At 68.4% G+C, this 24,140-nt stretch carries 27 protein-coding genes; 17 read left to right on the plus strand and 10 right to left on the minus strand.

All coding sequences use genetic code 11. From position 1 onward, the window contains the following. Positions 1 to 27: 27 nt before the first annotated feature. On the minus strand, positions 28 to 699 hold the full coding sequence (gene mtgA / locus Q8L83_RS16445) for a monofunctional biosynthetic peptidoglycan transglycosylase (protein ID WP_305288927.1): 672 nt from the start codon (positions 697 to 699) through the stop codon (positions 28 to 30). A gap of 195 nt (positions 700 to 894) precedes the next feature. Between mtgA and Q8L83_RS16450 the strand changes: the two genes are divergently transcribed. Further along, a complete protein-coding gene (locus Q8L83_RS16450; RefSeq protein ID WP_305288882.1) occupies positions 895 to 1,563 on the plus strand; it encodes a nitroreductase in 669 nt (222 codons plus the stop codon). 133 nt (positions 1,564 to 1,696) lie between these two features. Here Q8L83_RS16450 and Q8L83_RS16455 read toward each other — a convergent pair whose 3' ends face one another. Next, positions 1,697 to 2,665, minus strand: a complete 969-nt coding sequence (locus Q8L83_RS16455) for a WD40 repeat domain-containing protein (RefSeq protein ID WP_305288929.1) — start codon at positions 2,663 to 2,665, stop codon at positions 1,697 to 1,699. A gap of 217 nt (positions 2,666 to 2,882) precedes the next feature. Here Q8L83_RS16455 and Q8L83_RS16460 point away from each other — a divergent pair, with 217 nt between their 5' ends. Then, positions 2,883 to 3,317, plus strand: a complete 435-nt coding sequence (locus tag Q8L83_RS16460) for a biopolymer transporter ExbD (protein ID WP_305288883.1) — start codon at positions 2,883 to 2,885, stop codon at positions 3,315 to 3,317. Between the two features lie 99 nt (positions 3,318 to 3,416). On the opposite strand, the gene Q8L83_RS16465 is transcribed toward Q8L83_RS16460, so the two are convergent. Then, positions 3,417 to 4,490 (minus strand): GTP-binding protein, encoded by a 1,074-nt coding sequence (locus Q8L83_RS16465; RefSeq protein ID WP_370868407.1) that lies wholly within the window; start codon positions 4,488 to 4,490, stop codon positions 3,417 to 3,419. 133 nt (positions 4,491 to 4,623) lie between these two features. Here Q8L83_RS16465 and Q8L83_RS16470 point away from each other — a divergent pair, with 133 nt between their 5' ends. The 15 genes from Q8L83_RS16470 to Q8L83_RS16540 all read left to right on the plus strand — a co-directional run bounded on the left by Q8L83_RS16470 (position 4,624) and on the right by Q8L83_RS16540 (position 17,734). Beyond that, positions 4,624 to 5,634, plus strand: coding sequence for a cation diffusion facilitator family transporter (locus Q8L83_RS16470; RefSeq protein ID WP_305288887.1), 1,011 nt, complete (start codon positions 4,624 to 4,626; stop codon positions 5,632 to 5,634). Positions 5,635 to 5,702: 68 nt separating this feature from the next. Then, positions 5,703 to 6,296, plus strand: a complete 594-nt coding sequence (gene rplU, locus Q8L83_RS16475) for a 50S ribosomal protein L21 (protein ID WP_305288889.1) — start codon at positions 5,703 to 5,705, stop codon at positions 6,294 to 6,296. A gap of 25 nt (positions 6,297 to 6,321) precedes the next feature. Then, positions 6,322 to 6,594, plus strand: a complete 273-nt coding sequence (rpmA, locus tag Q8L83_RS16480) for a 50S ribosomal protein L27 (RefSeq protein WP_300579258.1) — start codon at positions 6,322 to 6,324, stop codon at positions 6,592 to 6,594. Positions 6,595 to 6,731: 137 nt separating this feature from the next. Continuing rightward, the gene (locus Q8L83_RS16485; RefSeq protein WP_305288891.1) at positions 6,732 to 7,265 is read left to right on the plus strand and encodes a GNAT family N-acetyltransferase; all 534 of its coding nucleotides are present in this window, start codon (positions 6,732 to 6,734) and stop codon (positions 7,263 to 7,265) included. 72 nt (positions 7,266 to 7,337) lie between these two features. Further along, positions 7,338 to 8,381 carry a GTPase ObgE gene (obgE, locus tag Q8L83_RS16490; RefSeq protein WP_305288893.1) on the plus strand — a complete coding sequence of 348 codons (1,044 nt, stop codon included), beginning with the start codon at positions 7,338 to 7,340 and terminating at the stop codon, positions 8,379 to 8,381. Then, positions 8,369 to 9,502: a glutamate 5-kinase gene (gene proB / locus Q8L83_RS16495; protein ID WP_370868408.1), complete on the plus strand. Its 1,134-nt coding sequence runs from the start codon at positions 8,369 to 8,371 to the stop codon at positions 9,500 to 9,502. Before obgE ends, proB begins: the two co-directional genes overlap by 13 nt. Positions 9,503 to 9,592: 90 nt before the next feature. Further along, positions 9,593 to 11,170 (plus strand): aldehyde dehydrogenase family protein, encoded by a 1,578-nt coding sequence (locus tag Q8L83_RS16500; RefSeq protein WP_305288898.1) that lies wholly within the window; start codon positions 9,593 to 9,595, stop codon positions 11,168 to 11,170. Between the two features lie 4 nt (positions 11,171 to 11,174). Beyond that, positions 11,175 to 11,855, plus strand: coding sequence for a nicotinate-nucleotide adenylyltransferase (locus Q8L83_RS16505; RefSeq protein ID WP_305288899.1), 681 nt, complete (start codon positions 11,175 to 11,177; stop codon positions 11,853 to 11,855). 57 nt (positions 11,856 to 11,912) lie between these two features. After that, the gene (gene rsfS / locus Q8L83_RS16510; RefSeq protein ID WP_370868409.1) at positions 11,913 to 12,332 is read left to right on the plus strand and encodes a ribosome silencing factor; all 420 of its coding nucleotides are present in this window, start codon (positions 11,913 to 11,915) and stop codon (positions 12,330 to 12,332) included. A 10-nt stretch (positions 12,333 to 12,342) separates the two neighbouring features. Continuing rightward, a complete protein-coding gene (rlmH, locus tag Q8L83_RS16515) occupies positions 12,343 to 12,807 on the plus strand; it encodes a 23S rRNA (pseudouridine(1915)-N(3))-methyltransferase RlmH (protein ID WP_305288901.1) in 465 nt (154 codons plus the stop codon). Continuing rightward, entirely contained in the window at positions 12,800 to 13,684 is an 885-nt protein-coding gene (locus Q8L83_RS16520; RefSeq protein WP_305288903.1) for a murein hydrolase activator EnvC, read from the plus strand. Before rlmH ends, Q8L83_RS16520 begins: the two co-directional genes overlap by 8 nt. Before the next feature lie 67 nt (positions 13,685 to 13,751). Next, the gene (locus Q8L83_RS16525) at positions 13,752 to 15,149 is read left to right on the plus strand and encodes a S41 family peptidase (RefSeq protein ID WP_305288904.1); all 1,398 of its coding nucleotides are present in this window, start codon (positions 13,752 to 13,754) and stop codon (positions 15,147 to 15,149) included. A gap of 145 nt (positions 15,150 to 15,294) precedes the next feature. Next, positions 15,295 to 16,452 (plus strand): divergent polysaccharide deacetylase family protein, encoded by a 1,158-nt coding sequence (locus Q8L83_RS16530; protein ID WP_370868410.1) that lies wholly within the window; start codon positions 15,295 to 15,297, stop codon positions 16,450 to 16,452. Beyond that, the gene (locus tag Q8L83_RS16535; protein ID WP_305288908.1) at positions 16,449 to 16,943 is read left to right on the plus strand and encodes an RNA pyrophosphohydrolase; all 495 of its coding nucleotides are present in this window, start codon (positions 16,449 to 16,451) and stop codon (positions 16,941 to 16,943) included. Before Q8L83_RS16530 ends, Q8L83_RS16535 begins: the two co-directional genes overlap by 4 nt. A 26-nt stretch (positions 16,944 to 16,969) precedes the next feature. After that, complete coding sequence (locus Q8L83_RS16540) at positions 16,970 to 17,734, plus strand: alpha/beta fold hydrolase (RefSeq protein WP_305288910.1); 765 nt, start codon at positions 16,970 to 16,972, stop codon at positions 17,732 to 17,734. A 26-nt stretch (positions 17,735 to 17,760) separates the two neighbouring features. Here the strand turns inward: Q8L83_RS16540 and Q8L83_RS16545 are convergent, their stop codons facing one another. The 7 genes from Q8L83_RS16545 to Q8L83_RS16575 all read right to left on the minus strand — a co-directional run bounded on the left by Q8L83_RS16545 (position 17,761) and on the right by Q8L83_RS16575 (position 24,051). Next, positions 17,761 to 18,429 carry a hypothetical protein gene (locus Q8L83_RS16545; protein ID WP_305288912.1) on the minus strand — a complete coding sequence of 223 codons (669 nt, stop codon included), beginning with the start codon at positions 18,427 to 18,429 and terminating at the stop codon, positions 17,761 to 17,763. A gap of 135 nt (positions 18,430 to 18,564) precedes the next feature. After that, positions 18,565 to 18,831: an ATP synthase F1 subunit epsilon gene (locus Q8L83_RS16550; protein ID WP_305288914.1), complete on the minus strand. Its 267-nt coding sequence runs from the start codon at positions 18,829 to 18,831 to the stop codon at positions 18,565 to 18,567. Positions 18,832 to 18,836: 5 nt separating this feature from the next. After that, a complete protein-coding gene (gene atpD / locus Q8L83_RS16555) occupies positions 18,837 to 20,414 on the minus strand; it encodes a F0F1 ATP synthase subunit beta (RefSeq protein WP_305288915.1) in 1,578 nt (525 codons plus the stop codon). Positions 20,415 to 20,431: 17 nt separating this feature from the next. After that, the gene (locus Q8L83_RS16560; RefSeq protein WP_305288917.1) at positions 20,432 to 21,304 is read right to left on the minus strand and encodes a F0F1 ATP synthase subunit gamma; all 873 of its coding nucleotides are present in this window, start codon (positions 21,302 to 21,304) and stop codon (positions 20,432 to 20,434) included. A 20-nt stretch (positions 21,305 to 21,324) separates the two neighbouring features. After that, the gene (atpA, locus tag Q8L83_RS16565; RefSeq protein WP_305288919.1) at positions 21,325 to 22,833 is read right to left on the minus strand and encodes a F0F1 ATP synthase subunit alpha; all 1,509 of its coding nucleotides are present in this window, start codon (positions 22,831 to 22,833) and stop codon (positions 21,325 to 21,327) included. Positions 22,834 to 23,044: 211 nt separating this feature from the next. After that, positions 23,045 to 23,578, minus strand: a complete 534-nt coding sequence (locus Q8L83_RS16570) for a F0F1 ATP synthase subunit delta (RefSeq protein WP_305288921.1) — start codon at positions 23,576 to 23,578, stop codon at positions 23,045 to 23,047. Then, positions 23,575 to 24,051 carry a F0F1 ATP synthase subunit B gene (locus tag Q8L83_RS16575; protein ID WP_305288923.1) on the minus strand — a complete coding sequence of 159 codons (477 nt, stop codon included), beginning with the start codon at positions 24,049 to 24,051 and terminating at the stop codon, positions 23,575 to 23,577. The genes Q8L83_RS16570 and Q8L83_RS16575 overlap by 4 nt, the downstream gene beginning before the upstream one ends. Between the last annotated feature and the right edge of the window lie 89 nt (positions 24,052 to 24,140).

Below are 24,140 nucleotides of genomic sequence, written 5' to 3' on the forward strand. Positions count from 1 at the left end.
CAGGTCTGGGGGCGCCACCTTCTTTCGTCAACCCAGGACGCAGGCGTCGAGATTGTCCCGCCGCACCGTCCCGGCCGCGGCCTGGATGCGGCCCGTTCGGCGGCGGATGTAAGGCCCCGGCGTGTCGGCCTTGTAGCGCAGGGGACTGGGCAGCACGGCCGCCAGGCGGGCGGCCTGCAACGGACTGAGATCCTTGGCGTCGACGCCGAAGTTTTCCCGGGCCGCCGCCTGGGCGCCGTAGATCCCCGGCCCGAACTCGATGGAGTTCAGATAGACCTCCATGATCCGCGGCTTGCCCCACATCACCTCGATCAGGACGGTGAAATAGGCCTCCAGCCCTTTGCGGACATAGGAGCGGTGGAGCCACAGGAAGACATTCTTGGCCGTCTGCTGACTGATGGTCGAGCCGCCGCGCACGCGCTCGGAGGATTCATTGTGCGCCAGCGCCTTGCGGATCGCCTCGATATCGAAGCCGCGGTGACTGCAGAAATTGGCGTCCTCCGCGGCGATGACCGAGCGGACCAGATGCGGAGATATGTCGTCGAGCCCCCGCCAGCTGCGGCTGAGACCCTGGCCTTCAAAGAGCCGCTGCACCATGAGGATCGTGATCGGCGGCGGCACGAAGCGGTAGACGGCCACGCTCAGCACCGGACCGACAAAGCCGATCATCAGCGCCAGGACCAGCAGGCTCCGTACGATCCGGCCGAACCGGCCGCGGCGAGGCGCCGTGGACTCCTCGGAGACCGCTGGCTCGGGCCCAGCATCAGGCACAGACTCAGGGGGGTTGGTGTCGGTCTCGCTCAAGTTCAGCCATCCTTGCCTTGACCCTAGGCAGGGCTGCTAACGATGGGAAGACGGCGCGGCAAGCGTCCATTGCGTGCAGGAGACCGGCCCATGAATGTCAGCCAGGCCGTGGCCCAGCGGATCTCGGTCCGCGCCTTCCGTCCTGACCCCGTCCCCGGCGCCCTGGTCCGGGAGATCTTGGAGGCCGCCGCCCGCGCGCCGTCGGGCGGCAACCTCCAGCCCTGGCGGGTTCACGCCCTGACCGGCGCGCCGCTGGAGACCTTGAAGGCGCGGGTGCGGGAGAACCCGTTCGGCGAGACGCCGGAGTATGACGTCTATCCCCCCCACCTGTGGGAGCCCCTGCGCACCCGGCGCTTCCAGTGCGGCGAGGATCTCTACGCCACGATCGGCATCCCGCGGGAGGACAAGCCCGCCCGCCTGGCCCAGCTGGCCAAGAACGGCGAACTGTTCGGCGCGCCTGTGGGTCTGTTCTTCAGCCTGGATCGCAAGGTCGGGCCGCCGCAGTGGTCCGATGTCGGCATGCTGATGCAGACCATCATGCTGCTGGCCGTCGAGCGCGGGCTGGACACCTGCGCCCAGGAATACTGGGCCCGCTATCCCCAGACCCTGGCGGACATCCTGAACCTGCCCGCTGACCACATGATCTTCTCCGGCATGGCGCTCGGCTATCGCGATCCCGACGCGGCCGTCAACACCCTGCGCACCCGCCGCGACCCCTTCGAGGTCTGGGGCGAAATGCAGGGGTTCGAGGACATCTAACGCCGGCGCGCAGCGCAAAAAGAAGAGGTGACACGAAGAACACGAAGAGACGCAAAGGACACGAAGACGGATGGCTTGACCCTTTGTGCCCTACGCCTTCCTTCGAGTTCTTCGTGTCCCTTTTTTTCGTCGCCTAAGGCGCTTCGGCGACGCCGGCCGCGCCGTCCTCGTCGCCCCAGGCCACCCGCTTGCCGTCGGCCGAGATGGCCAGGGCCGCGATCGGCGGGCCCTTTTCGGCCTTCAGCATCTCGATCTTCTGGCCGTTGAGGTCGCAGATCCAGACCCGGCCGTCCTCAAGGCCTGCAGCCACCCGCTGGCCGCCAGGCTGCGCGGCGACCCGGGCGACCAGGGTGGAGCCGTCGAAGCCGACCTCGGCCGCCTGCTTGCCCATCGGACCGGCCGAACCGCCGAACGGCCAGATCACCACACCCTGCGCCCCGGACGTGGCCAGCATCTGACCCTTGGACATGAAGACCAGGCTCTTCACCTTGGCCGGATAGCCGCCCATGCGCATGTTCTTCTCGTCGGCCACCCGCCAGCCATGCAGCTGGTTTTCCTGCATGGACGACATCAGGAACTTGCCGTCCGGGCTCCAGGCCAGGGCGATGTGGCTGCCCGCCCACGCCAGGATGGTCGGCTTCTGCTCGGCGATGCGGGCGAACCACAGCCAGGCCCCGCCATAGGTGGCCACCGCCAGCCGCCGCCCCTTGGGGTCGAAGGCGAGACCCGAGGCGGACTTTTCGTGCTCGAAGGCGCGCGCGAAGTCCGGCGCGGCGACATCGCGGACATGCACCGTCTTGCCCGCGGAAAAGGCGATCAGCCCGGACTCGCCGCTGGCGGCCACCGCGTCGATCCAGCGCCCTGGGACAGCGGCGATCTCCTCGGGCCCCGAGATCCGCGACCAAACGACCCGGCCATCGTCGCCGCCTGTGACCACGCCGTCGCCCGACGGGTGGAGACAGGCCGACAGCACCGCCCCGTCATGGGCCTCGATCACCTCGCCGGTGTCGAATCGGACGCTCCCATCCCCGAGGGCGAAGACCCCCTGGCCGGACTTGGTGAACAGGGCTGCGGTGACGTAGGCGTCGAAAACATAGGACATGGCGGTGAAATAGACGGCGAACGCCGGTCTTGCCCAGGGGGTGTTGCAAGGATTCCAGGCGGAATGCGACGCCTGATGCGGCGCCTGGGGGGCCAATCGCACCGCTGGCGCGGGATTCCTCACCCCTGGAGACTTTACAATCGGCTTTCGACAGGCGAATGGTCGAGACGAAACGGACGGCCGCGGGCATGCGCGGCCCTATGGGAAGGAATTGCATATGGCGGCGAAGCTGAGTGGCGGGGGCGGCTCCAAGTTCGACCTCGGCCAGAACAGCGACATCAACGTCACGCCCTTCGTGGACGTGATGCTGGTGCTCCTGATCATCTTCATGGTGGCCATTCCGGCCGCGACGGTGTCGATCAAGCTCGACCTGCCGCCCGCCATCCCGCCGCCGCCCGGCACCGTGGTGGAAGAGCCCACCCTGATCAACGTGCAGGAAGGCGGCGCCCTGTTCATCGGCGAGCGCCCGACCACCCTGGCGACCCTGGCCTCCGATCTGGCCGCCGAACTGGCTGTGCCGGTTCCCACCGAAGAGCGCGTCTATGTCCGCGCCGACCGCACCGTGCGCTACGGTGAGTTCATGTCGGTGATGAACCAGCTGCAGACCGACGGCTACTTCCTGGTCGCCCTGATCAACGAAGAGCTGTCCTGATCTTCGCAGCGGCCTGATCGCCGCTGACGGATCATCCGATATGCGAACGCCCGCCGGATCACCGGCGGGCGTTTTCATGTCTGCAGCGCCCTGAGGCGGTCAGGCTGCGCAGGCCTCGAAGCCGGCCTTGAGCTTGGCCTCGTCCAGATTGCGGCCGATGAACACCATGCGGCTGAAGCGCGGCTCATCAGCCCGCCAGTCACGCTGGAAGTCGCCCTCCAGGATCATGTGAACGGCCTGGAAGACCAGCCGGCGATCCTCGCCGGACACGTCCAGAATGCCCTTGGCCCGCAGGATGTCGGGTCCCTGTTCCTGCAGCAGCTCGTTCAGCCAGTTGGTGACCCGGGTTCCGTTCAAGGGCCGGTCCAGGGTCAGCGAGACGCCGCGGATGCCGGCGGCGGCCACATGGTCGTGGTCAGCATGGTCATGATGGCCATGGTCGTGGTGATCGTGGCCATGATGGTGATCATGATCATGGTCGCAGGAGTCGTCGTGCACATGGCCAGGCTCGCCGTGGGCCGGGTTGAGGAATTCCGGATCCAGGCCGGTGATGCGCTCAAGGTCGAAGCCGCCCCGGCCGAGCACCGCCTCCAGCGGCACATTGGAGCGCTGCGCCCGGTGGATCGGCGCGAGCGGGTTGATCCGACGGATCTGCGCCTCGACCGCCGCAAGTTCGGCTTCCGAGACGAGGTCGGTCTTGTTGAGGATGATCTGGTCGGCGAAGGCGATCTGCTCCACCGCCTCGGGACTGTCGACCAGCCGCAGGGGCAGGTGCTTGGCGTCGACCACCGTGGTCACCGAGTCCAGCTGGGCCTTGGCCCGCACGTCGTCGTCCACGAAGAAGGTCTGGGCCACCGGCCCCGGATCGGCCAGGCCCGTGGTCTCGACGATGATCGCGTCGAACTTGCCCTTGCGCTTCATGAGGCCCGAGAGCACCCGGATCAGGTCGCCGCGCACGGTGCAGCAGACACAGCCGTTGTTCATCTCGAAGACTTCTTCGTCCGCGCCGACGATCAGCTCGTTGTCGATGCCCACCTCGCCGAACTCGTTGACGATGACAGCGTATCGCTTGCCATGGTCCTCGCTGAGGATCCGGTTGAGCAGGGTGGTCTTGCCGGCGCCGAGATAGCCGGTGAGGACGGTGACGGGGGTCTTGTCGGTCATGGCCGCCATTTAGTCACTGCCGAGGCCATAGGGAACAGGCGAGCCGCAGGTTGTGTCTCATCATCAGCCCTTGACCGCCCAACTTATGTTATAGATTAACGCTTCTCCGCCCGCCAAGGGCGCCGCCGCCAAGGGGCCGCCCGTGTCTCAGGATGACAGAGCAAGTTCTGAGAAGACGGCCGGGCCAGCGGCGCCGGCCGCCAGTCCCCTGGACGGCTTCCGCGCCGACCGGGTCTATCTGGGCGCAGACCATGCCCGCAACGAGCGTCGGGTCTGGGCGGCCGCAGCCATCTGCGCGCTGACCCTGGTCGGTCAGCTGGTCGGCGGTCTGGCCTTCAACTCCATGGCCCTGGTGGCCGGCGGCATCCATATGGCCGCCCATGTGGCCGCCCTCGCCGTGGCCGGCCTCGCCTATCTGCTGGCCCGGCGCTACGCCGCCGACCGCAGGTTCAGCTTCGGCGCGGGCAAGATCGGCTATCTCGCCGCCTTCGCCAACGCCGTGGCCCTGGGCGTCACCGCCCTGCTGCTGGCTGGCGAGAGCCTGACCCGCTTCGGCGGCGGCGCGGCGACCCATTATCATGAGGCCACTCAGCTCGCCCTCGTGGTGCTGGCCGTCAATTTCGTCTGCATGTGGCTGCTGCGGCCGGTGAACGCACAACCGGCCCCCGGCGATGACGACGACGTCAATCTACGTGCCGCCCACCTGCACCTGGCCGCCGACGTGATCGTGTCGATACTGGCCATTGGCGGGCTGCTGGCCGGCGAGCACCTGGGCTGGACGTGGGCCGACCCCCTGGCGGGTCTGCTGGGCGCCCTGCTGGTGGCGCGGTTCGCCTGGAGCCTGGGTCGACGCGCCGGCTCCGTGCTCCTCGACATGACGCCCGACCCGCGGCTGACCGCGGAGGTCCGCACCCGGCTTGAGGCCCTCGACGCGCGCGTGATCGACCTGCACCTGTGGCGACTGGGGCCTGGCCACCATGCCGCCATCGCCGTGGTCGCCGATCCGCAGGGTCGCTCGGCGCACGCCTTCCGAAGCCAGCTCACCGGCCTTGCCGGCCTCAGCCACCTGACCGTGGAGGTGCGCGAAGCCCCCCGGGACGAGGCCGCAGAATCCCCGTTGGCCGCGTTGACTCGCAAGTCTGCGTCTGTATAAGTCCGCGGCTCTCGCCCGCAGGCTATCGCGGGCGTAATCCTTTTTGCATATAGTCCAAGGCGCGAACCATGTACGCGGTGATCAAGACCGGCGGCAAACAGTACCGGGTCCAACCTGGCGATCTGCTTGTGGTTGAAAAGCTGGATGGCGAACCGGGCGCTGATGTCGCGTTCGGCGACGTCCTGATGCTGGGCGACGGCGACACCGTGACCTTGGGCGCGCCCCTCGTGGACGGCGCCACCGTTTCGGCCACCCTGATCGAAACCCGCAAGGGTGAGAAGGTGAAGATCTTCAAGAAGATCCGCCGTCAGGGCTATCGTCGGACCCGTGGCCATCGCCAGATCGAAAGCGTGCTGCGCGTGACCTCGATCGCCGGCGTCGGCAAGACCGACAAGTGGGACGGCGAAGTCGACCTGACCACCAAGGCGGTCCTCAACGCCCGCGCCCGTGGCCTCGCGCCCCGCGTCGAGGTCGAAGACAAGCCCGCCAAGGCTGCGCCGAAGAAGGCCGAGGCCGCCCCGGTCGAAGCCGAGGCCGACGCCCCCAAGGCTGAAGCCAAGAAGGCCGCCCCCAAGAAGGCTGCGGCTCCCAAGGCTGAAGCCGGCGAAAAGAAGGCTGCGCCGAAGAAGGCCGCCGCCAAGAAGGAATCGGACGCCGAATAGGCGTTCCACGGTTTAGGAGAGCACCATGGCTCACAAGAAATCTGGCGGTTCTTCGCGCAACGGTCGCGACTCCGCGGGCCGCCGTCTCGGCGTAAAGAAGTTCGGCGGCGAAGCTGTGCTCGCCGGCAACATCATCGTGCGCCAGCGCGGCACCAAATATTACCCGGGCGCGGGCGTGGGCATGGGGCGCGACCATACGCTCTTCGCCCTCGACACCGGCGCGGTGAAGTTCATCACCAAGCGCGACGACCGCACCTATGTGACGGTGGTCCAGGCCGAGGGCGCGAACGCCGAATAGGCGGAACCTCCCTTGACCGGTTCCGCCTCTCACCACCCGAGGCGGACCGGACAGGAAAACTCCAAACGGGGAGTCCGGCCGCCGGACTCCCCGTTTTCGTTTTCCGAGGGCCTCCGCAGAGGGGCCGGGAGGATCAGATGAGCATTCCCGACGGACCACCCGTCATTTCAACCGCCCGGCTGCGGCTGCGCGCGCCGACGCTCGAAGACGCGCCCCGCATCGCCGCATTGGCCAACGATCCCGGGGTGGCGCGGATGACCACGCGGATGCCCCACCCTTACGGCCTGTCCGACGCCGAGGCCTTTCTTCAGGCCTGCGAACGCCGGGACGTGGCCAAGGAACACATCTTCGCCCTGGACCATGACGATGAGGGCCTGGTGGGCATGCTCGGCTTCCATCCCGACGATGATGGCCGGGTTGAACTGGGCTACTGGCTGGGCCGACCCTACTGGGGTCAGGGCCTGGCCACCGAGGCGGCCAGCGGCGCCCTGGTCTGGGCCGGCGAAGGCTGGCGGCGGCGCTACCTGGTGGCCGGTCACTTCGCCGACAACCCGGCCTCCGGCCAGGTGCTCTGCAAGACCGGCTTTCTCTACACCGGCGAGGTCTTGCCCCGCCATTCCCTGGCCCGCGGCGAAACCGCGGCCACCCGCATGATGGTCTGGCTCGCCTAGGCCTTCGCCCTCTATGATATCGGACCCGTTCCGTCGGCTGTCGCCGGCGGAACGGGCCCACTTGGAACGCCGATGAAATTTCTCGACCAGTGCAAGATCTATATCCGCTCGGGCAACGGCGGCGGCGGGGCGGTCTCGTTCCGGCGGGAAAAATACATCGAGTACGGCGGCCCGGACGGCGGCGACGGCGGCCGCGGCGGCGATGTCTGGATCGAGGCCGTGGATGGCCTCAACACCCTGATCGACTACCGCTACCAGCAGCATTTCAAGGCCGAGACCGGCGAGCACGGCATGGGCCGCAACCGCCATGGCCACGCCGGGGCCGACGTCGTGCTCAAGGTCCCCGTCGGCACCCAGGTGCTGGACGAGGACAAGGAGACCCTGATCGCCGACATGGACCATGCCGGCCAGCGCCTGCTGCTGCTCAAGGGCGGCAATGGCGGCTGGGGCAATGACCGGTTCAAGGGGCCGATCAACCAGGCGCCGCGGCACGCCAATCCCGGCCAGGACGGCGAGGAGCGCTGGATCTGGCTGCGCCTCAAGCTGATCGCCGATGTCGGCCTGGTCGGCCTGCCCAACGCCGGCAAGTCCACCTTCCTGGCGGCGGTCTCGGCGGCCAAGCCGAAGATCGCCGACTATCCGTTCACCACGCTCGCCCCCAATCTCGGGGTGGTCGACCTCTCGACTAACGAACGCTTCGTCATCGCCGATATTCCCGGCCTGATCGAGGGCGCCTCCGAGGGCGCGGGCCTCGGCACCCGGTTCCTGGGCCATGTGGAGCGCACCGCCGTGCTCATCCATCTGGTGGACGCCACCCAGGACGATGTCGGCGAGGCCTATCGCACCATCCGCCAGGAGCTGGCCGCCTATGGCGAGGGGCTGGAGGACAAGCGCGAGATCCTGGCCCTCAACAAGGTCGACGCCCTGGATGACGAGGCCCGCCTCGCCAAGGCCGCGGAGCTGGCCGAGGCCGCCGGCCTGGAGCCCCGCCTGATCTCCGGGGTGTCTGGCGAAGGCGTGACTGAAGTGCTCCGCGCCGCCTGGGGCCAGGTCCGCGAGCGCCGGGCGGAGGAGAAGGCCGCCACCGCCGGGCCCGACGAAGGCTGGGCGCCGTGAACGAACTCGCCCAGGCCCGTCGCATCGTCGTCAAGGTCGGCTCGGCCCTGCTGGTCGCCAAGGACGGGACGCCCGACCGCGCCTGGCTGAACGCCCTGGCGGTCGATATCGCCCGGCTGCGGGCGCGAGGTCAGCAGATCCTGATCGTCTCCTCCGGCTCCATCGCGCTGGGGCGCCGACGCCTGGGCCTGACCCGCCGCGCCCTGACCCTGCCGGAAAAGCAGGCCGCCGCGGCGGCTGGCCAGTCGGCCCTGATGCGCGCCTGGGAAGAGGCCCTGGAGCCCCATGGCTTGAACGCCGCCCAGATCCTGCTGACCCGCGACGACACCGAGGTGCGCCGTCGCTGGCTGAACGCCCGGGCGACCGTCGAGACCCTGCTCGAGCTGGGCGTCGTGCCGGTGGTCAATGAGAACGACACCGTGGTGACCGAGGAAATCCGCTACGGCGACAACGACCGCCTGGCCGCGCGAGTGGCGCAGATGATCGGCGCCGACGCCCTGGTGCTGCTGTCGGACATCGACGGTCTCTATACCGCCGACCCCAGGCGCGACCCCGCCGCCACCCATATTCCGCGCCTGTCCCAGCTGACCCCGGAGATCGAGGCCATGGCCGGCGGCGCCAATGCGGGCGCGGGCGTCGGCACGGGCGGCATGGCCACCAAGCTGGCGGCGGCGCGCATCGCCCAGTCGGCCGGCTGCGCGACCCTGATCACCCTGGGCGCCCGCCCGGCCCCGCTGGGGGCGGTGGAGGATGGCGCCAAGGCCACGATCATCGCCCCGGCGGTGACCCCGGGCGCGGCCTACAAGGCCTGGATCGCCGGATCGCTGTCCCCGTCGGGCGCCATTCTGGTGGACGCAGGCGCCGCCCGCGCCCTGCAGGCGGGCAAGAGCCTGCTGGCCGCGGGCGTTCGCAGGATCGAAGGACGCTTCGGAAAGGGCGACGCCGTCAGCATCCGCCTGGAGGATGGGCCGGAGATCGGCCGGGGCCTGGCCCGCTATGACGCCGCCGAGGCCGAGCGCATCTGCGGCCTGCGCTCCGACGCCATCGAGGGCGTGCTGGGCTATACGTCCGGCCCTGTCATCCACGCTGATGACCTGGCTGTGTTGCTGCCGGCCGCCTGAAGCCGCTGCGTCAATGTACGCCTTAATTGCCGAGGCGCCGAAAGGGGCCTAGGTAAGCCTCATCCTGAGCATAACTGACGGATCATGATGATGGACGGGGCAGGACCCGGCGAGGGCCAGATCGGGGAGGACGAAGGCGGCGAGCGTCTCACCGCGCTCAGCCCCGGCATGGCCATCCCCTATGGCGGCGACCGTCTGGCCCGCGTCAGCCCGGAGCTGGCCAGCGCCTTCAAGCCGGGCGATCGGCTGATCGTGCTGCAGGACTCCGGGACGCTGCTGCATGTGCCCGCCGCCCAGCAGGCGATCGCCGCTGACGCCGTGGGCCGCGCCCAGGCCGCCTTCGCCCGGATGGGCGAGGTCAGCGACGCGCAGATCACCGCCTTTTTCGACGCCTTCGCCAACCGCCTGGCCGACGAGGCGGCCTGGGCCGCCATCGCCGCGGCCAACGCCGCCGATGTGGCCCGCGCCCAACAGCGGGGGCGCTCCACCACCCGTCTGGCCGTCAGCCCCGCCATGCGGGCCGACATGATCGCGGGCCTTCGGGCCTGGCGCGACGCCGCCCCGGCCCGCGGCCAGGTGATCGAAGCCGTCGATCATGCTGGCTGGCGTGTGGAGCAGGTCTCTGCGCCCCTGGGCGTCGTGGCCTTCGTCTTCGAAGGCCGGCCCAATGTGTTCGCCGACGCCACCGGCGTCCTGCGGGCCGGCAACACCGTCGTCTTCCGCATCGGCTCCGACGCCCTGGGCACGGCCCGCGCCATCGTCGGCGAAGCGCTGGAGCCGGCCATCGCAGAGGCTGGCCTGCCGCCTGGCTCCGCCGTCCTGGTGGACTCGGCCGCGCACGCCGCCGGCTGGGCCATGTTCGCCGACCCGCGCCTGGGCCTGGCGGTGGCCAGGGGATCTGGGCCCGCCGTCACCCAGCTGGGCGGCATCGCCCGCCAGGCCGGGGCGCCGGTCAGCCTGCATGGCACAGGGGGCGCCTGGATGGCGGCCGACGCCAGCGCCGACCCCGAGCGCCTGTTCGCCGCCGTCTTCCATTCCCTCGACCGCAAGGTCTGCAACACGCTGAACGTCTTCTGCGTCACCCGCGACGCCGCCCAGGATCTGATCCCGGTCTTCCTCGCCGCCCTGGATCAGGCTGGCGAACGGGGCGGCCATGGGGTCAAGCTGCACGTGGTCGAGGGCGACGAGGCCTTCCTGCCCAAGGCCTGGCGCCAGGCGCGGGTTCAGGTCGCCCGCGCCGAGGGCGTCCGCGAAGAGGCCAAGGTCGATCTCCTGCCGCAGGCCGAACTGGGCCGCGAATGGGAATGGGAGCAGACGCCTGAGGTCACGCTCAAGGTGGTGGCCGACCTTAATGAGGCGGTGGGCCTGTTCAACTGCTACAGCCCTCAGTTCGCCGCCAGCCTGATCAGCACAGACCGGGCCGCCCATGACCGCTTCTACGCCACCATCAATGCGCCCTTCGTCGGCGACGGCTTCACCCGCTGGGTGGATGGCCAGTACGCCCTGAACAAGCCCGAGCTTGGCCTCTCCAACTGGGAGTTCGGGCGCCTGTTCGCCCGCGGCGGCGTCCTGGCCGGCGATGGGGTGTTCACGGTGCGGGCGCGGGTGAGCCAGAGCGACATCCATCTCGACCGCGGCGGGGCGCCCACCCCCGCCCGCCCTGCCTGATCCCATGTGGTTTGCAGGTCCCGCCCGCCGACTGCCCGCCGCCGGACGGCCAGGCGCCCTGCGCCTCGGCTTCCATCTGGAGCCGGGCATGCGGGTGGGTCTGTTCGGCGGCTCGTTCAATCCGGCCCATGAGGGCCACGCCCATGTGGCCGAGACCGCCCGCCGGCGGCTGGGCCTGGACCTGGTGATCTGGCTGGTCTCGCCGCAAAACCCCCTGAAGCCGACGCATGAAACCGCCAGCCTGGCCGAGCGTATGGCCGGGGCCCGCGCCTTCGCCCGGCAGAAGGGCATGGCGGTGTCCGACGCCGAGAGCCGGCTGGGCTCGCGCTACACCATCGATTCGGTTCGCGCCCTGAAGGCGCGCCATCCGGGCGTCCACTTCGTCTGGATCATGGGGGCCGACAGTCTGGCCACCTTCCACCGCTGGCGGGGCTGGACCCAGATCATGGCCGAAACGCCGGTGGCCGTGGTCTCGCGGCCCTGGATTTCGCTGAAAAGCCGCACCTCGCCGGCTGCGCGGCGGTTCGCCCACGCCCGCGTGCCGTCCAACCAGGCCCGCAGCCTGCCCGGCAGGCGCACGCCCGCCTGGGTTTTCCTCCGCGGGCCCTTGAATTTCCAGTCGTCCACGGCCCTTCGCGAGCGGATGCGGCCGACCCGTCCAGAGGGCGCCATCAAGGACCGCTGACCACGGGTCAGGATCGTGCTATGATGGTCTTCGCGTGGACGTTAGAGGAGTTTCCCGCTGAATAGTGAAGCCGCGCAGCGCGCGCAGGAGACCGCCGGTTCCGCCGTCGCCTCCTCGGACGTCGAGGGTCGCATCCAGGCCCTCGAAGACCTGATTCTGAGCCGCCTTGACGAGGATCAGGCCCAGGATGTCGTGGTCATCGATCTTACGGGCAAGAGCGCGGTGGCCGATGGCCTGATCGTCGCTTCTGGCCGGTCGCAGCGGCATGTGGGCGCGATCGCCGACCACCTGCTGCGCGCCCTGAAGGAGCACGGCTATGGCCGCGCCCGGGTGGAAGGGATGCCCCATTGCGATTGGGTGCTGATCGACACCGGGGACATCATCGTCCACCTGTTCCGTCCCGAAGTCCGCACCTTCTACAACATCGAGAAGATCTGGTCGGTGGACGCCTCGGGCCACGCCGTCCCCACCTCCTGACGGAGGCGGCTTGCGTGTGACCCTCCTGGCGGTGGGCCGTCTGGCCCGTTCGCCTGAGACCGAGCTGGTGAAGCTCTATGCCGATCGCGCCACGGCGGCGGGTCGGGTCCTGGGCCTTGGTCCGGTCGAGGTGATCGAGGTCGAGAGCCGCAAGCCCGGCAAGCTGGCCGAGGCCGAGGTGCTGCGCCCCCATCTCAAGGACGCCCACGTCCTGGCCTGCGACGAGCATGGCCGGGCGCGAACCTCGCGGGACTTCGCCGCCGAGATCGCCCGCCTGCGGGACGACGGGGTCCGACGCCTGGTGCTGATGATCGGCGGCGCCGACGGACTTGATCCCCAGCTGATGGACGAGACGCAAGGGCGGCTGGCCTTTGGCCCGCAGACCTGGCCCCACGCCCTGGTTCGCGCCATGCTGGCCGAACAGGTCTATAGGGCCGTCACCATCCTTTCCGGGTCGCCCTATCACCGTGATTGATCTCATCCATCCGCGCGGCGGCCGTCTGGCGGCTTTGACCCTTCTGCTGGCCGGGGCGGCGGGCCTGGGCCTCGTCTCGGCGGCCGAGCCCCTCCAGAGCCTGGACGCCCGCGAACAGGCCCTGAACGCCGAGCGGGGCCGCAATGACAACCAGCTGGCCCGCCTGCTCTCGATTCTGCAGCAGCTGAAGCGCGACCCGCCGCCGGCCCTGCTGGTGGCGCCGGGCGACGCCCGCGACGCCGTGCGCGCCGCCATCCTGGTCAAGGCCATGACCCCGGAACTGCAGCGCCGCGCCCAGGTCTATGCCGCGGAAGCCTCCGATCTCGCCCGCCAGCGCCGGCTGGCCGCCGTGGCCAGCGAAACCCTGTTCACCGCCGAGAGCGAACGGGCCGACGCCCGCCCCCTGCCAGAGGCGGTCGATCCCTCCGGCGCCGCCCTGCGGGGCTATGCCGCCGCGCCGGCGGAGTATCTGGTGGAAGGGCCGGTGACGCCGCCAGAGGCCCTGCTCTATCCCGCAGAGGGGCCGGTGACCCACCGCTTCGGCGAGACGCTCCACAGCACAGCCAAGTATCAGGGCGTGACGATCCTGACCCCACGAGGCGCCCGTGTGCAAAGTCCAGGCGCCGGGCTGGTGCAATATGTGGGCCCCGTGCGTGGCTGGGGCGTCATCTTGATCTTAAGGATGAGCGGTGGATACCATCTGGTCTTGGCTGGCCTTGATCGCGTGAGCGTGGACGTCGGGCAAACGGTCGCAGCCGGCGGTCCTGTCGGTTGGATGGCCGATGAGGGACAATCACCGTCGGAGCTTTATCTCGAGGTCCGGGAGAAGGGCGCGCCCGTCGATCCGGCGCGCTGGCTGAAGAAAGAGGCGGGTTGATCCGCTCATTGGGACGAAACGCGCAGGCGGCATCAAATCGCCGCAAAGGGAGCCTCAGGTGAGGGCTATGAAGCAGTATCTGATGATTGGCGCGGCCGCCTTCGTCCTCGGGGCCGGGTCCATGGCCTATGTGAGCCAGCAGGCCCAGGCCTCGGCCCAGGAACCTCGCAATCAGACCTACCGGATGCTCGAGCTGTTCGGCGACGTGCTGAACACGGTCGAGCGCCAGTACGTCACCGAGATCGACGAGACCAAGCTGATCGAGTCGGCGATCGATGGGATGCTGACCTCCCTCGATCCGCATTCCGGCTATCTGAACGCCGAGTCCTTCGACGAGATGCGCGACCAGACCCGCGGCGAATATGGCGGCCTGGGCATCGAGGTCACCAGCGAGGATGGCGTGGTCAAGGTGATCTCGCCGATGGACGACACGCCGGCCGCCAAGGCCGGCATCAAGGCCGGCGACTATATCACCGGCGTCAACGGGGCCAGCGTGCTCGGCATGAGCGTCAGCGACGCCGTCAAGCAGATGCGCGGCAAACCCGGCGAGGCCGTGGTCCTCAGCATCGCCCGCGAAAAGAGCGATCCGTTCGACGTCGAGATCATCCGCGAAGTAATCCAGCCCAAATCGGCCGTGGCCCGCATGGAGGGCGACTATGGCTATCTGCGGGTTTCGGCCTTCAACGAGCGCACGACCGACGAAGCCGAGCGGGTGTTTGGCGAGCTGCGGGCCGCCAATCCCAATATGAAGGGCCTGATCCTCGACCTGCGCAACAATCCCGGCGGCCTGCTCGACCAGGCCGTGGGGCTGTCGGATCTGTTCCTCGAGGGTGGCGAGATCGTCTCCCAGCGCGGGCGCAACGCCCGCGATGTGGAGCGCTACAACGCCCGTGCAGGCGATATCGCCAAGGGCCTGCCCATGGTGGTGCTGATCAATACCGGCTCGGCCTCGGCCGCCGAGATCGTCGCTGGCGCCCTGCAGGATCGCAAGCGGGCCGAACTGGTCGGCCTGACCAGCTTCGGCAAGGGCTCGGTCCAGACCGTCATCCCCCTGCGCGGCGGCATGGACGGCGCGCTCAAGCTGACCACGGCGCGCTACTACACGCCGTCTGGCCGTTCGATCCAGAAGACGGGCATCGAGCCTGATCTGGAAGTGGCCGCCAGCCGCGACGAGGCCCAGGCCATCGCCAACCGCGCCTTCCAGTTCAGCGAAGCTTCGCTGCGCAATGCGCTCAACGCCGACGAGGGCCTGGAGCGCCGCGGCGCCCACCAGCCGGCCGAAGCGCCCCCGGAATCCTTCGACGAAAAGAAGGACTTCCAACTGGTGCGCGCCCAGGACGTGCTCAAGTACGGCTCGGTGGCGGCGACGCCGAAACTGCCCAAGCCCGAGGCCCGCCTGGCCGAGGTCATCGGCGTCAAGGACAAGGTCGCCGCCGCGGCCGCCGCGGCGCCGAAGGCGAACTAGTCGCAGAGGCTGGACCCCGGTCTTTTGACCTCGCCGGCGGCTTGCTCAAGCCTGTCTGCGGGGTTCATAAGGCCTTCGTTAACCATGTTCGCGTCAGAACCGGCCTTGGCCCGGTCTTCAGCGAGAGGTTCAGCGAGTCATGGCCATGTTCTCCAAGCGGAGCCTGACCCCCGCCCCAGCCGCCGCGCCCATCGGCGCCGGGCGGGGCGTGCTCGCCCAGATCCGCACAGCGGCGGCCAATCCCTATATCAGCGCCGCCGCGGCGGCCGCCCTCTTCGTGCTCACCCTTTCAGCCCTGGTGCTGATCATCGGCGATCCCCGCGCGGGGACGCCGGTGATCCGCCTGCCCCTGGCCCAGGCCGTCGTCGCCGCAGCGCCCCCCGGCTGGCGTGAGGCCCTGACCGCCGATGGCGCGGGCCCCGGCGTGACCGAAGACGTCTTCGAACTCTCTGAAACCCCTCTGGAAGATCCGGCCGAGCTGGGCGAGGCCGTCATCACCATGCCGGGCGCCCGGTCTGGCCGCCCGCGACTGGCCTTGCCCGCCGCTCCCATCGCCGGCTTCAGCGCGCCGGGTCCCAACGGCCCGCTTCCGATCATCGGCCCCGGGGGCCGCACGCCGGCCGAGGCCTATGCCCGGCCCTTCCAGCCTAATGGCAAGCCCAGGGTCAGCCTGATCGTCGGCGGCCTGGGCCTCAACGCCAGCGCCACCCGGCAGGCCATCGAGCAACTGCCGGGCGAGATCACCCTGTCCTTCGTCCCCTATTCGGAGGGTCTCCAGGGCTGGATCGATCTGGCGCGGGAGCATGGCCACGAGGTGCTGCTGGAAACGCCGATGGAGCCCGTCGACTATCCCGACAATGACCCCGGCCCCTACACCCTGCTGGCCAGTTCCGGCGCCACCGAGACCACTCGGCGCCTCGAATGGCTGCTCTCTCGCGCCACGGGCTATTTCGGCCTGACCAACTATCTGGGTTCGCAATTCCTCAATTCGGACCCCGCCATGGCCGCCTTTACGACAGCGCTGAAAGCCCGTGGGCTCGCCTTCATCGATGATGGCCAGGCCGCAGGCCGCGGCCTGGGCGTGCCCCGGGCCTCGGCCGGGCGCATCATCGACGAGCAGCTGTCTGGCGAGGCCATCGACCAGCAACTGCTGGCCCTGGAGGCCCAGGCCCTGCAGAACGGCCAGGCCCTGGGCTCGGGCTTCGCCTATCCGCTGACCATCGCCCAGGTCGCCCAATGGGCGCGACAGGTGGAAGGCCGCGGCTATCAGATCGCGCCGGCCTCGGCTATGACCCGCCGATGAGCGAGGTCGACACCCCGGCGCATCTGGCGCCTTACCGTCCCAATGTCGGCGTGGCCCTGTTCCGCCCCGATGGGATGGTCTGGCTGGGCCGCCGGGCCGGCGCGCCCGGCCCCAACAACTGGCAGTTTCCCCAAGGAGGCGTCGATCCGGGCGAAGACCTCGAGGCCGCCGCCCTGCGCGAACTGGCCGAAGAGACCGGGGTCCGCACGGTGACCGTACTGGGCCGCACCGACGGCTGGCTGACCTACGACTTTCCGCCGGAACATGCGGGCTCGTCCATCGGCCAGGCCTGGAAGGGCCAGCGGCAGGTCTGGTTCGCCCTTCGGTTCGATGGCCCCGAGGCCGAGATCGACCTGGGCGCCCATCCGCCGCCCGAGTTCGACGCCTGGCGGTGGGCCTATCTGGCCGAAGCCCCCAAGATCGTGGCGCCATTCAAGCAGGCCATATACAGGCAGGTGGTCGACGCCTTCAGCGTCTTCGCCGCCGGCTGAACGCCGGCCGTTCCCAAGGGAGCCCCATGGCCGCCCCCATCATCATGGTGCATGGCGCGTTCTGCGGCGGCTGGACCTTCGAGGTCTTCGCCGAACCGTTCCGCGCCGCCGGCCACACGGTTCTGACGCCGGACCTGCGCGGTCACGGGGTCGGCGCGCCGGATCAGGCCGTGGTCGGGGTCTCGATGCTGGACTATGCCCGCGACATCGCCGCCTTGGCGCAGGGCCAGGCCGAGCCGCCCATCCTGCTGGGCCACTCCATGGGCGGTCTGGTCTGCCTGATGGCCGCCCAGCGCGCGCCGGTCGCAGGCCTCGTGCTCCTGGCGCCGTCGGCGCCCTGGGGGGTCGCCGGCTGGTCGGTGGAAGAAGGGGTGACCGCCTTTGGCCTCCACCTGCTGGGTCCATTCTGGAGCCAGGCCGTGGCGCCGGACCTCAATCTGATGCTGGGCTACAGCCTCGACCGCATGCCCGAGGGCGCGCGTCGCCCGATCCTGGAACGGCTGCGCCCGGAAAGCGGTCGCGCGCTCTGGGAGACATTGAACTGGTGGCTCGATCCCATGATGACCACCAGCCTCGGCGCCTCAGGCGCAGCGGCCCCGGCCCTGGTGCTGGTGGGCGAGCGCGACGTGGTCCATCCCCCCGCCACCGCCCGCCAGACGGCGACGCGGATTGGCGCCGAGATTTCGATCCTGCCGCAGATGAGCCATTGGCTGCCTGGCGAGCCCGGCTGGGACGGCGTCGCCGGCCTAGCCCTGGCTTGGATCAGCGCGCAGGCGCGGCAAGAGGCCTGAGGCCCCTCGCCGCCGGCCTAACGACCTCAGAAGGTACGTTCGCTGTAGAGCAGGGTCGCCTGGTCGTAACGGCGCTCCAGGGGGCTGTCGTCGGGGTTCTTCAGCTGGACGAAGACCAGGCCGGTGGACTCCTGGGCGGTATAGTGTTCCCAGGCCATGGTGATCCGCTTGACGTTGTCGGGGCCGACCGCGAAGTCGTTCCGTTGCAGCACGAGCTCGGGATCCTGCAGGAAGGCCCAGATGTTCAGGGCCTCGATGATCGGGGCCTCGCCGCCGATCGCATAGTTGATCTGCACATTGCAGACATTGTCGTTGGCGCCCTTGGGCAGCACGCTGATGGTGTAGTTGCGGTCGCCGCCCAGACCCATCTGATAGACGCCGGACCGCCGGTCACGGCGCATGCCCAGGTCGCTTGCGACCTCTTCGACGGTCTTTCCGTCCTGAACCATCGGCAGGCAGGCGCGCGTCAGGACCGAGAGCACGGCCGCGCCGTCGCCGGTGGTGGGCAAGGTGGGCTGTTCGACGGGCGCGGCGGCCGGGGCCGGCATGGCGGCGGGGACCGACGGCGAGGCAGGGGCCGGCGTCATGGCGGCCGGGGCGGCGGCGGGATCTGCGGCCGGTTCAACACCTTCCTGAGCCAGGGCCGGGCCGGCGAGGCCCGCGATCAGGATGAGGCTGGCGATGACGGTACGCATGTGGTGTGTCCCCTGACTTGATGTGCCGGAACCGAAACGAGATTCCGGGACCATCACACTAAAGCCGGAGCGTCACCGCAACCCCCCTCACGCCCCTTTGACGCCGCCTGGCCCGCAATGAGCAGGCCTTGGGCCTCAGGGGGCGACGAGGACGGCGTGCTCGGCCAGGATCGTCAGACCCGTGGCGCTGACATCGGCGAAGCCGCCCCTGACCTCATACAGGGTTTCGCCGCCGTCATTGCGCACAACGACCTGCCCCTCGCGGAGCGTGGTCATGAAGGGCGCGTGGCCGGCCAGGACACCGAAGTCGCCTTCGGTTCCTGGCGCGTCCACCTGGTCCACCAGGCCGGAGTAGAGCTCCCGCTCCGGCGAGACGAGGGAGAAGTGCAGCTTGTCGGCCATGGTGCTTAGGCTTCCGACGCGAGCTTCTCGGCCTTGGCCACCGCATCTTCGATGGTGCCGACATTGTAGAAGGCCGGCTCAGGCAGGTGATCGTACTCGCCGTCGCAGAGCGCCTTGAACGAGCGGATCGTGTCTTCCAGGCTCACGAAGATGCCGGGCGTGTTGGTGAACTGCTCGGCCACGTGGAACGGCTGCGAGAGGAAGCGCTGGATCTTCCGGGCGCGGGCCACGATCAGCTTGTCCTCTTCCGACAGCTCATCCATGCCCAGAATGGCGATGATGTCCTTCAGCGCCTTGTACTGCTGCAGGATTTCCTGAACGCGGCGGGCCACGGCGTAGTGCTCATCGCCGATCACCAGCGGGTCCATGATCCGCGAGGTGGAGTCCAGCGGGTCCACAGCGGGGAAGATGGCCTGGGCGGCGATGTCGCGGCTCAGCACGGTGGTGGCGTCAAGGTGGGCGAAGGAGGTGGCCGGCGCCGGGTCGGTCAGGTCGTCGGCGGGCACGTAGATGGCCTGGACCGAGGTGATCGACCCCTTGTTGGTCGAGGTGATGCGCTCCTGCAGGTTGCCCATCTCGGTGGCCAGCGTCGGCTGATAGCCCACGGCCGAGGGGATGCGGCCCAGCAGAGCCGACACTTCCGAACCCGCCTGGGTGAAGCGGAAGATGTTGTCGATGAAGAGCAGCACGTCCTTGCCCTCTTCGTCGCGGAAGTACTCCGCCTGGGCGAGGCCGGTCAGGGCGACCCGGGCGCGGGCGCCGGGGGGCTCGTTCATCTGGCCATAGACCAGGGCGCAGCGGGAGTCGCCGCCGCCGCCGGGCTGGTTCACGCCGGACTCGATCATCTCGTGATAGAGGTCGTTGCCTTCGCGGGTGCGCTCACCCACGCCGGCCAGAACCGAATAGCCGCCATAGGCCTTGGCGATGTTGTTGATCAGTTCCTGCATGGTCACGGTCTTGCCCACGCCGGCGCCGCCGAACAGGCCGATCTTGCCGCCCTTGGTGTAGGGGCAGAGCAGGTCGATGACCTTAATGCCGGTGACGAGGATCTCGGCCGAGGTCGACTGCTCGGCGAAGGACGGCGCCTCGCGGTGGATGACGCTGGTCATGGTCGAGTTGATCGGACCGCCTTCATCGATCGGCGCGCCGATGACGTTCATGATGCGGCCGAGTGTGCCAGGACCCACCGGAACGGTGATGCCGGCGCCGGTGTCGACCACGGGCTGACCGCGGGTCAGGCCCTCGGTCGTGTCCATGGCGATGGTGCGCACGGTGTTCTCGCCCAGGTGCTGGGCCACTTCCAGCACCAGGCGGAAGGATTCGCCGGTCCGCTGGTCGGTGTTGGAGGTCTCCAGGGCGTTCAGGATCGAGGGCAGATGGCCTTCGAACTCGACGTCGACGACGGCGCCGATGACCTGGACGATCTTGCCGGTGGCGACGCCCTGGCCGGCGGCGGCCGGGGTCGAGGCTGCAGCGGCGGGGACGGCGGCCTTCTTGGCGGCGGGCTTGCGGGGGGCCTTGGCGGCCGGCGCGTCGGCGGCGGCGACGGGCGTGTCGGCGGGAGCCTTCGGAGTCATAGCCATGATGCTGTTCTCTTGCTCTAGATCGCCTCGGCGCCGGAGATGATCTCGATCAGCTCCTTCGTGATCTGCGCCTGACGGGTGCGGTTGTATTGCAGGGTGAGGCTGGCGATCATGTCGCCGGCGTTACGGGTCGCGTTGTCCATCGCCGTCATCTGGGCGGCGTAGAAGCCGGCCTGGTTCTCCAGCATGGCGGAGAACAACTGGATGGTCAGATTGCGCGGCAGCAGGGTCTCGAGGATGGCCTCTTCGGAAGGTTCATACTCATAGACCGCGCCCTTGAGATCGATCGGCGGGGCGTCGGCGGCCACTTCAGCCGGGATCAGCTGCTTGACGCTGGCGACCTGGCTGACCACCGACTGGAAGCGGCTGTAGACCATGCTGACCACATCGACCTCGCCGGCCTCGAAGAGGGCGGTGACGCGGTCGGCGACGGCCTGGGCGACGTCCATGGAGGGCGAGCCGCCGGCTTCGTAGAACTCGATGATCTTGTCGGCGTGCAGGCGGCGCAGCTGGTCACGGGCCTTCTTGCCCACCACGATCAGCTTCACGTCCTTGCCAGCGGCCCGCAGGCTGCTGATCCGTTCGCGGGCGGCGCGGACGATGGAGGTGTTGAAGCCGCCGGCGAGACCGCGGTCCGACGTGGCCACCACCAGGACATGGCGCTGGTCGGCGCCCGTGCCGGCCAGCAGGCGCGGCGCGGACTCCCCGCTCACCCCCTGGGCGAGGTTGGCGATCACCGAAGCCATCCGCTCGGCGTAGGGACGCGCGCTCTGGGCGGCGTCCTGCGCACGACGGAGCTTGGCCGCGGCGACCATCTGCATCGCTTTCGTGATCTTCTGCGTGGCTTTCACGCTTCCGATCCGATTGCGCATCTCCTTGAGGCTGGCCATCCTTTTGGGTCCTGGCCGGCTTAGGCGAACGTCTTGGTGAAGGCGTCCAGCGCGCTCTTCAGGTCGGCTTCCAGGTCCTTCAGGTCCTTCTTGATGCGGATGCCGTCCAGCAGGTCCTGATGCTTGCCGTGCAGATAGCTCAGCAGCTCAGCCTCGTAGCGGTTCACATCGGCCACGGCCACGTTGTCGATATAGCCGCGGGTGCCGGCATAGATCACCGCCACCTGCTCCTCGACCTGCAGCGGCGAGTACTGGGGCTGCTTCAGCAGTTCGGTCAGGCGGGCGCCGCGGGCCAGCATGCGCTGAGTGGTGGCGTCCAGGTCCGAGCCGAACTTGGCGAAGGCGGCCATTTCCCGGTACTGGGCCAGTTCGCCCTTGATGGGACCCGAAGCGGTCTTCATGGCCTTGATCTGGGCCGAAGAGCCCACGCGGCTCACGCTGATGCCGACGTTCACCGCCGGGCGGATGCCCTGGAAGAACAGGTCGGTTTCCAGGAAGATCTGGCCGTCGGTGATCGAAATCACGTTGGTCGGGATATAGGCCGACACGTCGTTGGCCTGGGTCTCAATGATCGGCAGGGCGGTCAGCGAGCCCGAGCCATTGTCCTCGTTCAGCTTCGCCGCGCGCTCCAGCAGACGGCTATGCAGATAGAAGACGTCGCCCGGATAGGCTTCGCGGCCCGGCGGGCGGCGCAGCAGCAGCGATATCTGGCGATAAGCCCAGGCCTGCTTGGTCAGATCGTCATAGATGATCAGCGCGTCTTCGCCGCGATCGCGGAAATACTCGCCCATGGTGCAGCCGGAATACGGCGCGACGTATTGCATCGCGGCGGACTCGGAGGCCGAAGCAGCGACGATGATGGTGTGCGCCAGCGCGCCATTTTCTTCGAGGCGGCGCACCACGTTGGCGATCGAGCTGCGCTTCTGCCCGATGGCGACGTAGATGCACTTAATCCCGGAACCCTTCTGGTTGATGATGGTGTCGATCGCCAACGCGGTCTTGCCGGTCTGGCGGTCGCCGATGATCAGCTCGCGCTGGCCACGGCCGACCGGGACCATGGCATCGACCGACTTGTAGCCGGTCTGCACCGGCTGCGACACCGACTTGCGCCAGATCACGCCGGGCGCGACCTTCTCGATCGGGCTCTGCATTTTGGCGTTGATCGGACCCTTGCCGTCGATCGGGTTGCCCAGCGCATCGACGACGCGGCCGAGCAGTTCCGGGCCGATCGGCACTTCGAGGATGCGTCCGGTGGTCTTGACGGTGTCGCCTTCGCGCAGGTGCTCATATTTGCCGAGCACCACCGAACCGACCGAGTCGCGCTCGAGGTTCAAGGCCAGCGCGTAGGTATCGCCCGGCATTTCGATCATTTCGCCCTGCATGACGTCGGCAAGGCCGTGGATGCGCACGATGCCGTCGGAGACCGACACAATCGTGCCTTCGTTGCGTGCCTCGGCGGCGGATTTGAACTTCTCGATGCGCGACTTGATGAGGTCGCTGATCTCGGAAGGATTCAGTTGCGTCTGCATGGCGGGTATCCGGATAAATTTGAATTCTGGTAGCCGTGCGGCGCGATTCGCGCGCTGCAGCGGCCGAGATTAACGTGAAAGCTGTTCAGGTCCGGGCTCTTCCCCCTCCCCGATGTTCGGGGAGGGTTGGGGAGGGGTTAGGCAGCAAACCCTGGTAACGGTCATGGGGGCCAGGACTCTCATCATTTCGGTTAGCGAACGGCCATGACCGTTACTGAGCGAGTTCGGCGCGCAGGCGCTTGAGCTTGCCGCGCAAGGAACCATCGATGACCACATCGCCGGCTTCGACGATGGCACCGCCGATCAACTCCGGATCGAGGCTGACATCGAGGCTGACCTGGCGATCGAAGCGTTTGGCCAGGGCACCGATCAGCTGCTGCTGCTGCGCCGGGTCGATCGCCATCGCCGAGCGAACGTGCACCTTCAGCGTGCGCTCGTAGTCCGCCCGCAGTTCCTCGTACAGCCCGGCAATCTCGCCGAGCAGCGCCAGGCGCTGGTTGACTTCGAGCAACATCAGGAAACGACTGAATGCGCTGTCGCTGGCTTCGCCCTCGGGCTGAAACAGGCTGACACGGTCGATCGCGCCGAGCTTCGGGCTGGTGATCAGCCCCTGCACGACCGACTGACCGACAATGGCAGCGGCAAACGACAGCTTCTGCGACCACGCAGCCGCCGCCTGCTCACCCTTGGCGAGTTCGAAGGCGGCGCGCGCGTACGGACGGGCCAGGGTGATGGCGTTGCTCATCGGGCGATCTCGCTGATCAGATCGTCGAGCAGGTCCTTGTGCGCCTTGGCGTCGATTTCCTTGCGGATCAGACGTTCGGCACCCTTGACCGCCAGTTCGGCGACCTTGTGGCTGAGCTGCTCGCGGGCGCGGTGGGCTTCGGTCTCGATCTCGGCGACGGCGATGGCCTTCTGACGACTGCCCTCGGCAATCGCGTCGGTCTTGGCCTTGTCGAGAATCGTGGCGTATTCCTTTTCTGCGCGATCACGAATGCCGCCCGCTTCGCTGCGTGCTTCGCGGATCACTTCGTCCTGCTTGGCGCTGGCCGAAGCCAATGCGCGCTTGCCTTCCTCGGCAGCGGCCAGGCCATCGGCAATCTTCTTCTGGCGTGCGACGATGGCTCCATCGATCAGCGGCCAGCCGAACTTCATGACCAGCCAGGCCGTCGCGAAAAACGCGAGGCCCTGGATGACCAGAGTCAAGTTGATATTCATCGCTCTACTCCGTTACGGCGGTCGCAGTCATGCACCCGCCGGTCGATCAGGAACGGATTAACCGGCCAGCTGCGACAGGAACGGATTGG

This window comes from Phenylobacterium sp., from assembly GCF_030680185.1.
Lineage (GTDB): Bacteria > Pseudomonadota > Alphaproteobacteria > Caulobacterales > Caulobacteraceae > Phenylobacterium.

Coding starts and splice junctions, on each gene's coding strand:
- Q8L83_RS16560 (WP_305288917.1), bottom strand. CDS start 21,304: ATGGCCAGCCTCAAGGAGATGCGCAATCGGATCGGAAGCGTGAAAGCC.
- Q8L83_RS16540 (WP_305288910.1), top strand. CDS start 16,970: ATGGCCGCCCCCATCATCATGGTGCATGGCGCGTTCTGCGGCGGCTGG.
- Q8L83_RS16530 (WP_370868410.1), top strand. CDS start 15,295: ATGTTCTCCAAGCGGAGCCTGACCCCCGCCCCAGCCGCCGCGCCCATC.
- Q8L83_RS16465 (WP_370868407.1), bottom strand. CDS start 4,490: ATGGCGGCCATGACCGACAAGACCCCCGTCACCGTCCTCACCGGCTAT.
- obgE (WP_305288893.1), top strand. CDS start 7,338: ATGAAATTTCTCGACCAGTGCAAGATCTATATCCGCTCGGGCAACGGC.
- Q8L83_RS16460 (WP_305288883.1), top strand. CDS start 2,883: ATGGCGGCGAAGCTGAGTGGCGGGGGCGGCTCCAAGTTCGACCTCGGC.
- rplU (WP_305288889.1), top strand. CDS start 5,703: ATGTACGCGGTGATCAAGACCGGCGGCAAACAGTACCGGGTCCAACCT.
- Q8L83_RS16550 (WP_305288914.1), bottom strand. CDS start 18,831: ATGGCCGACAAGCTGCACTTCTCCCTCGTCTCGCCGGAGCGGGAGCTC.
- Q8L83_RS16485 (WP_305288891.1), top strand. CDS start 6,732: ATGAGCATTCCCGACGGACCACCCGTCATTTCAACCGCCCGGCTGCGG.
- Q8L83_RS16535 (WP_305288908.1), top strand. CDS start 16,449: ATGAGCGAGGTCGACACCCCGGCGCATCTGGCGCCTTACCGTCCCAAT.
- Q8L83_RS16570 (WP_305288921.1), bottom strand. CDS start 23,578: ATGAGCAACGCCATCACCCTGGCCCGTCCGTACGCGCGCGCCGCCTTC.
- rpmA (WP_300579258.1), top strand. CDS start 6,322: ATGGCTCACAAGAAATCTGGCGGTTCTTCGCGCAACGGTCGCGACTCC.
- Q8L83_RS16505 (WP_305288899.1), top strand. CDS start 11,175: ATGTGGTTTGCAGGTCCCGCCCGCCGACTGCCCGCCGCCGGACGGCCA.
- Q8L83_RS16575 (WP_305288923.1), bottom strand. CDS start 24,051: ATGAATATCAACTTGACTCTGGTCATCCAGGGCCTCGCGTTTTTCGCG.
- atpD (WP_305288915.1), bottom strand. CDS start 20,414: ATGGCTATGACTCCGAAGGCTCCCGCCGACACGCCCGTCGCCGCCGCC.
- atpA (WP_305288919.1), bottom strand. CDS start 22,833: ATGCAGACGCAACTGAATCCTTCCGAGATCAGCGACCTCATCAAGTCG.
- Q8L83_RS16455 (WP_305288929.1), bottom strand. CDS start 2,665: ATGTCCTATGTTTTCGACGCCTACGTCACCGCAGCCCTGTTCACCAAG.
- Q8L83_RS16545 (WP_305288912.1), bottom strand. CDS start 18,429: ATGCGTACCGTCATCGCCAGCCTCATCCTGATCGCGGGCCTCGCCGGC.
- Q8L83_RS16500 (WP_305288898.1), top strand. CDS start 9,593: ATGGACGGGGCAGGACCCGGCGAGGGCCAGATCGGGGAGGACGAAGGC.
- Q8L83_RS16450 (WP_305288882.1), top strand. CDS start 895: ATGAATGTCAGCCAGGCCGTGGCCCAGCGGATCTCGGTCCGCGCCTTC.
- Q8L83_RS16525 (WP_305288904.1), top strand. CDS start 13,752: ATGAAGCAGTATCTGATGATTGGCGCGGCCGCCTTCGTCCTCGGGGCC.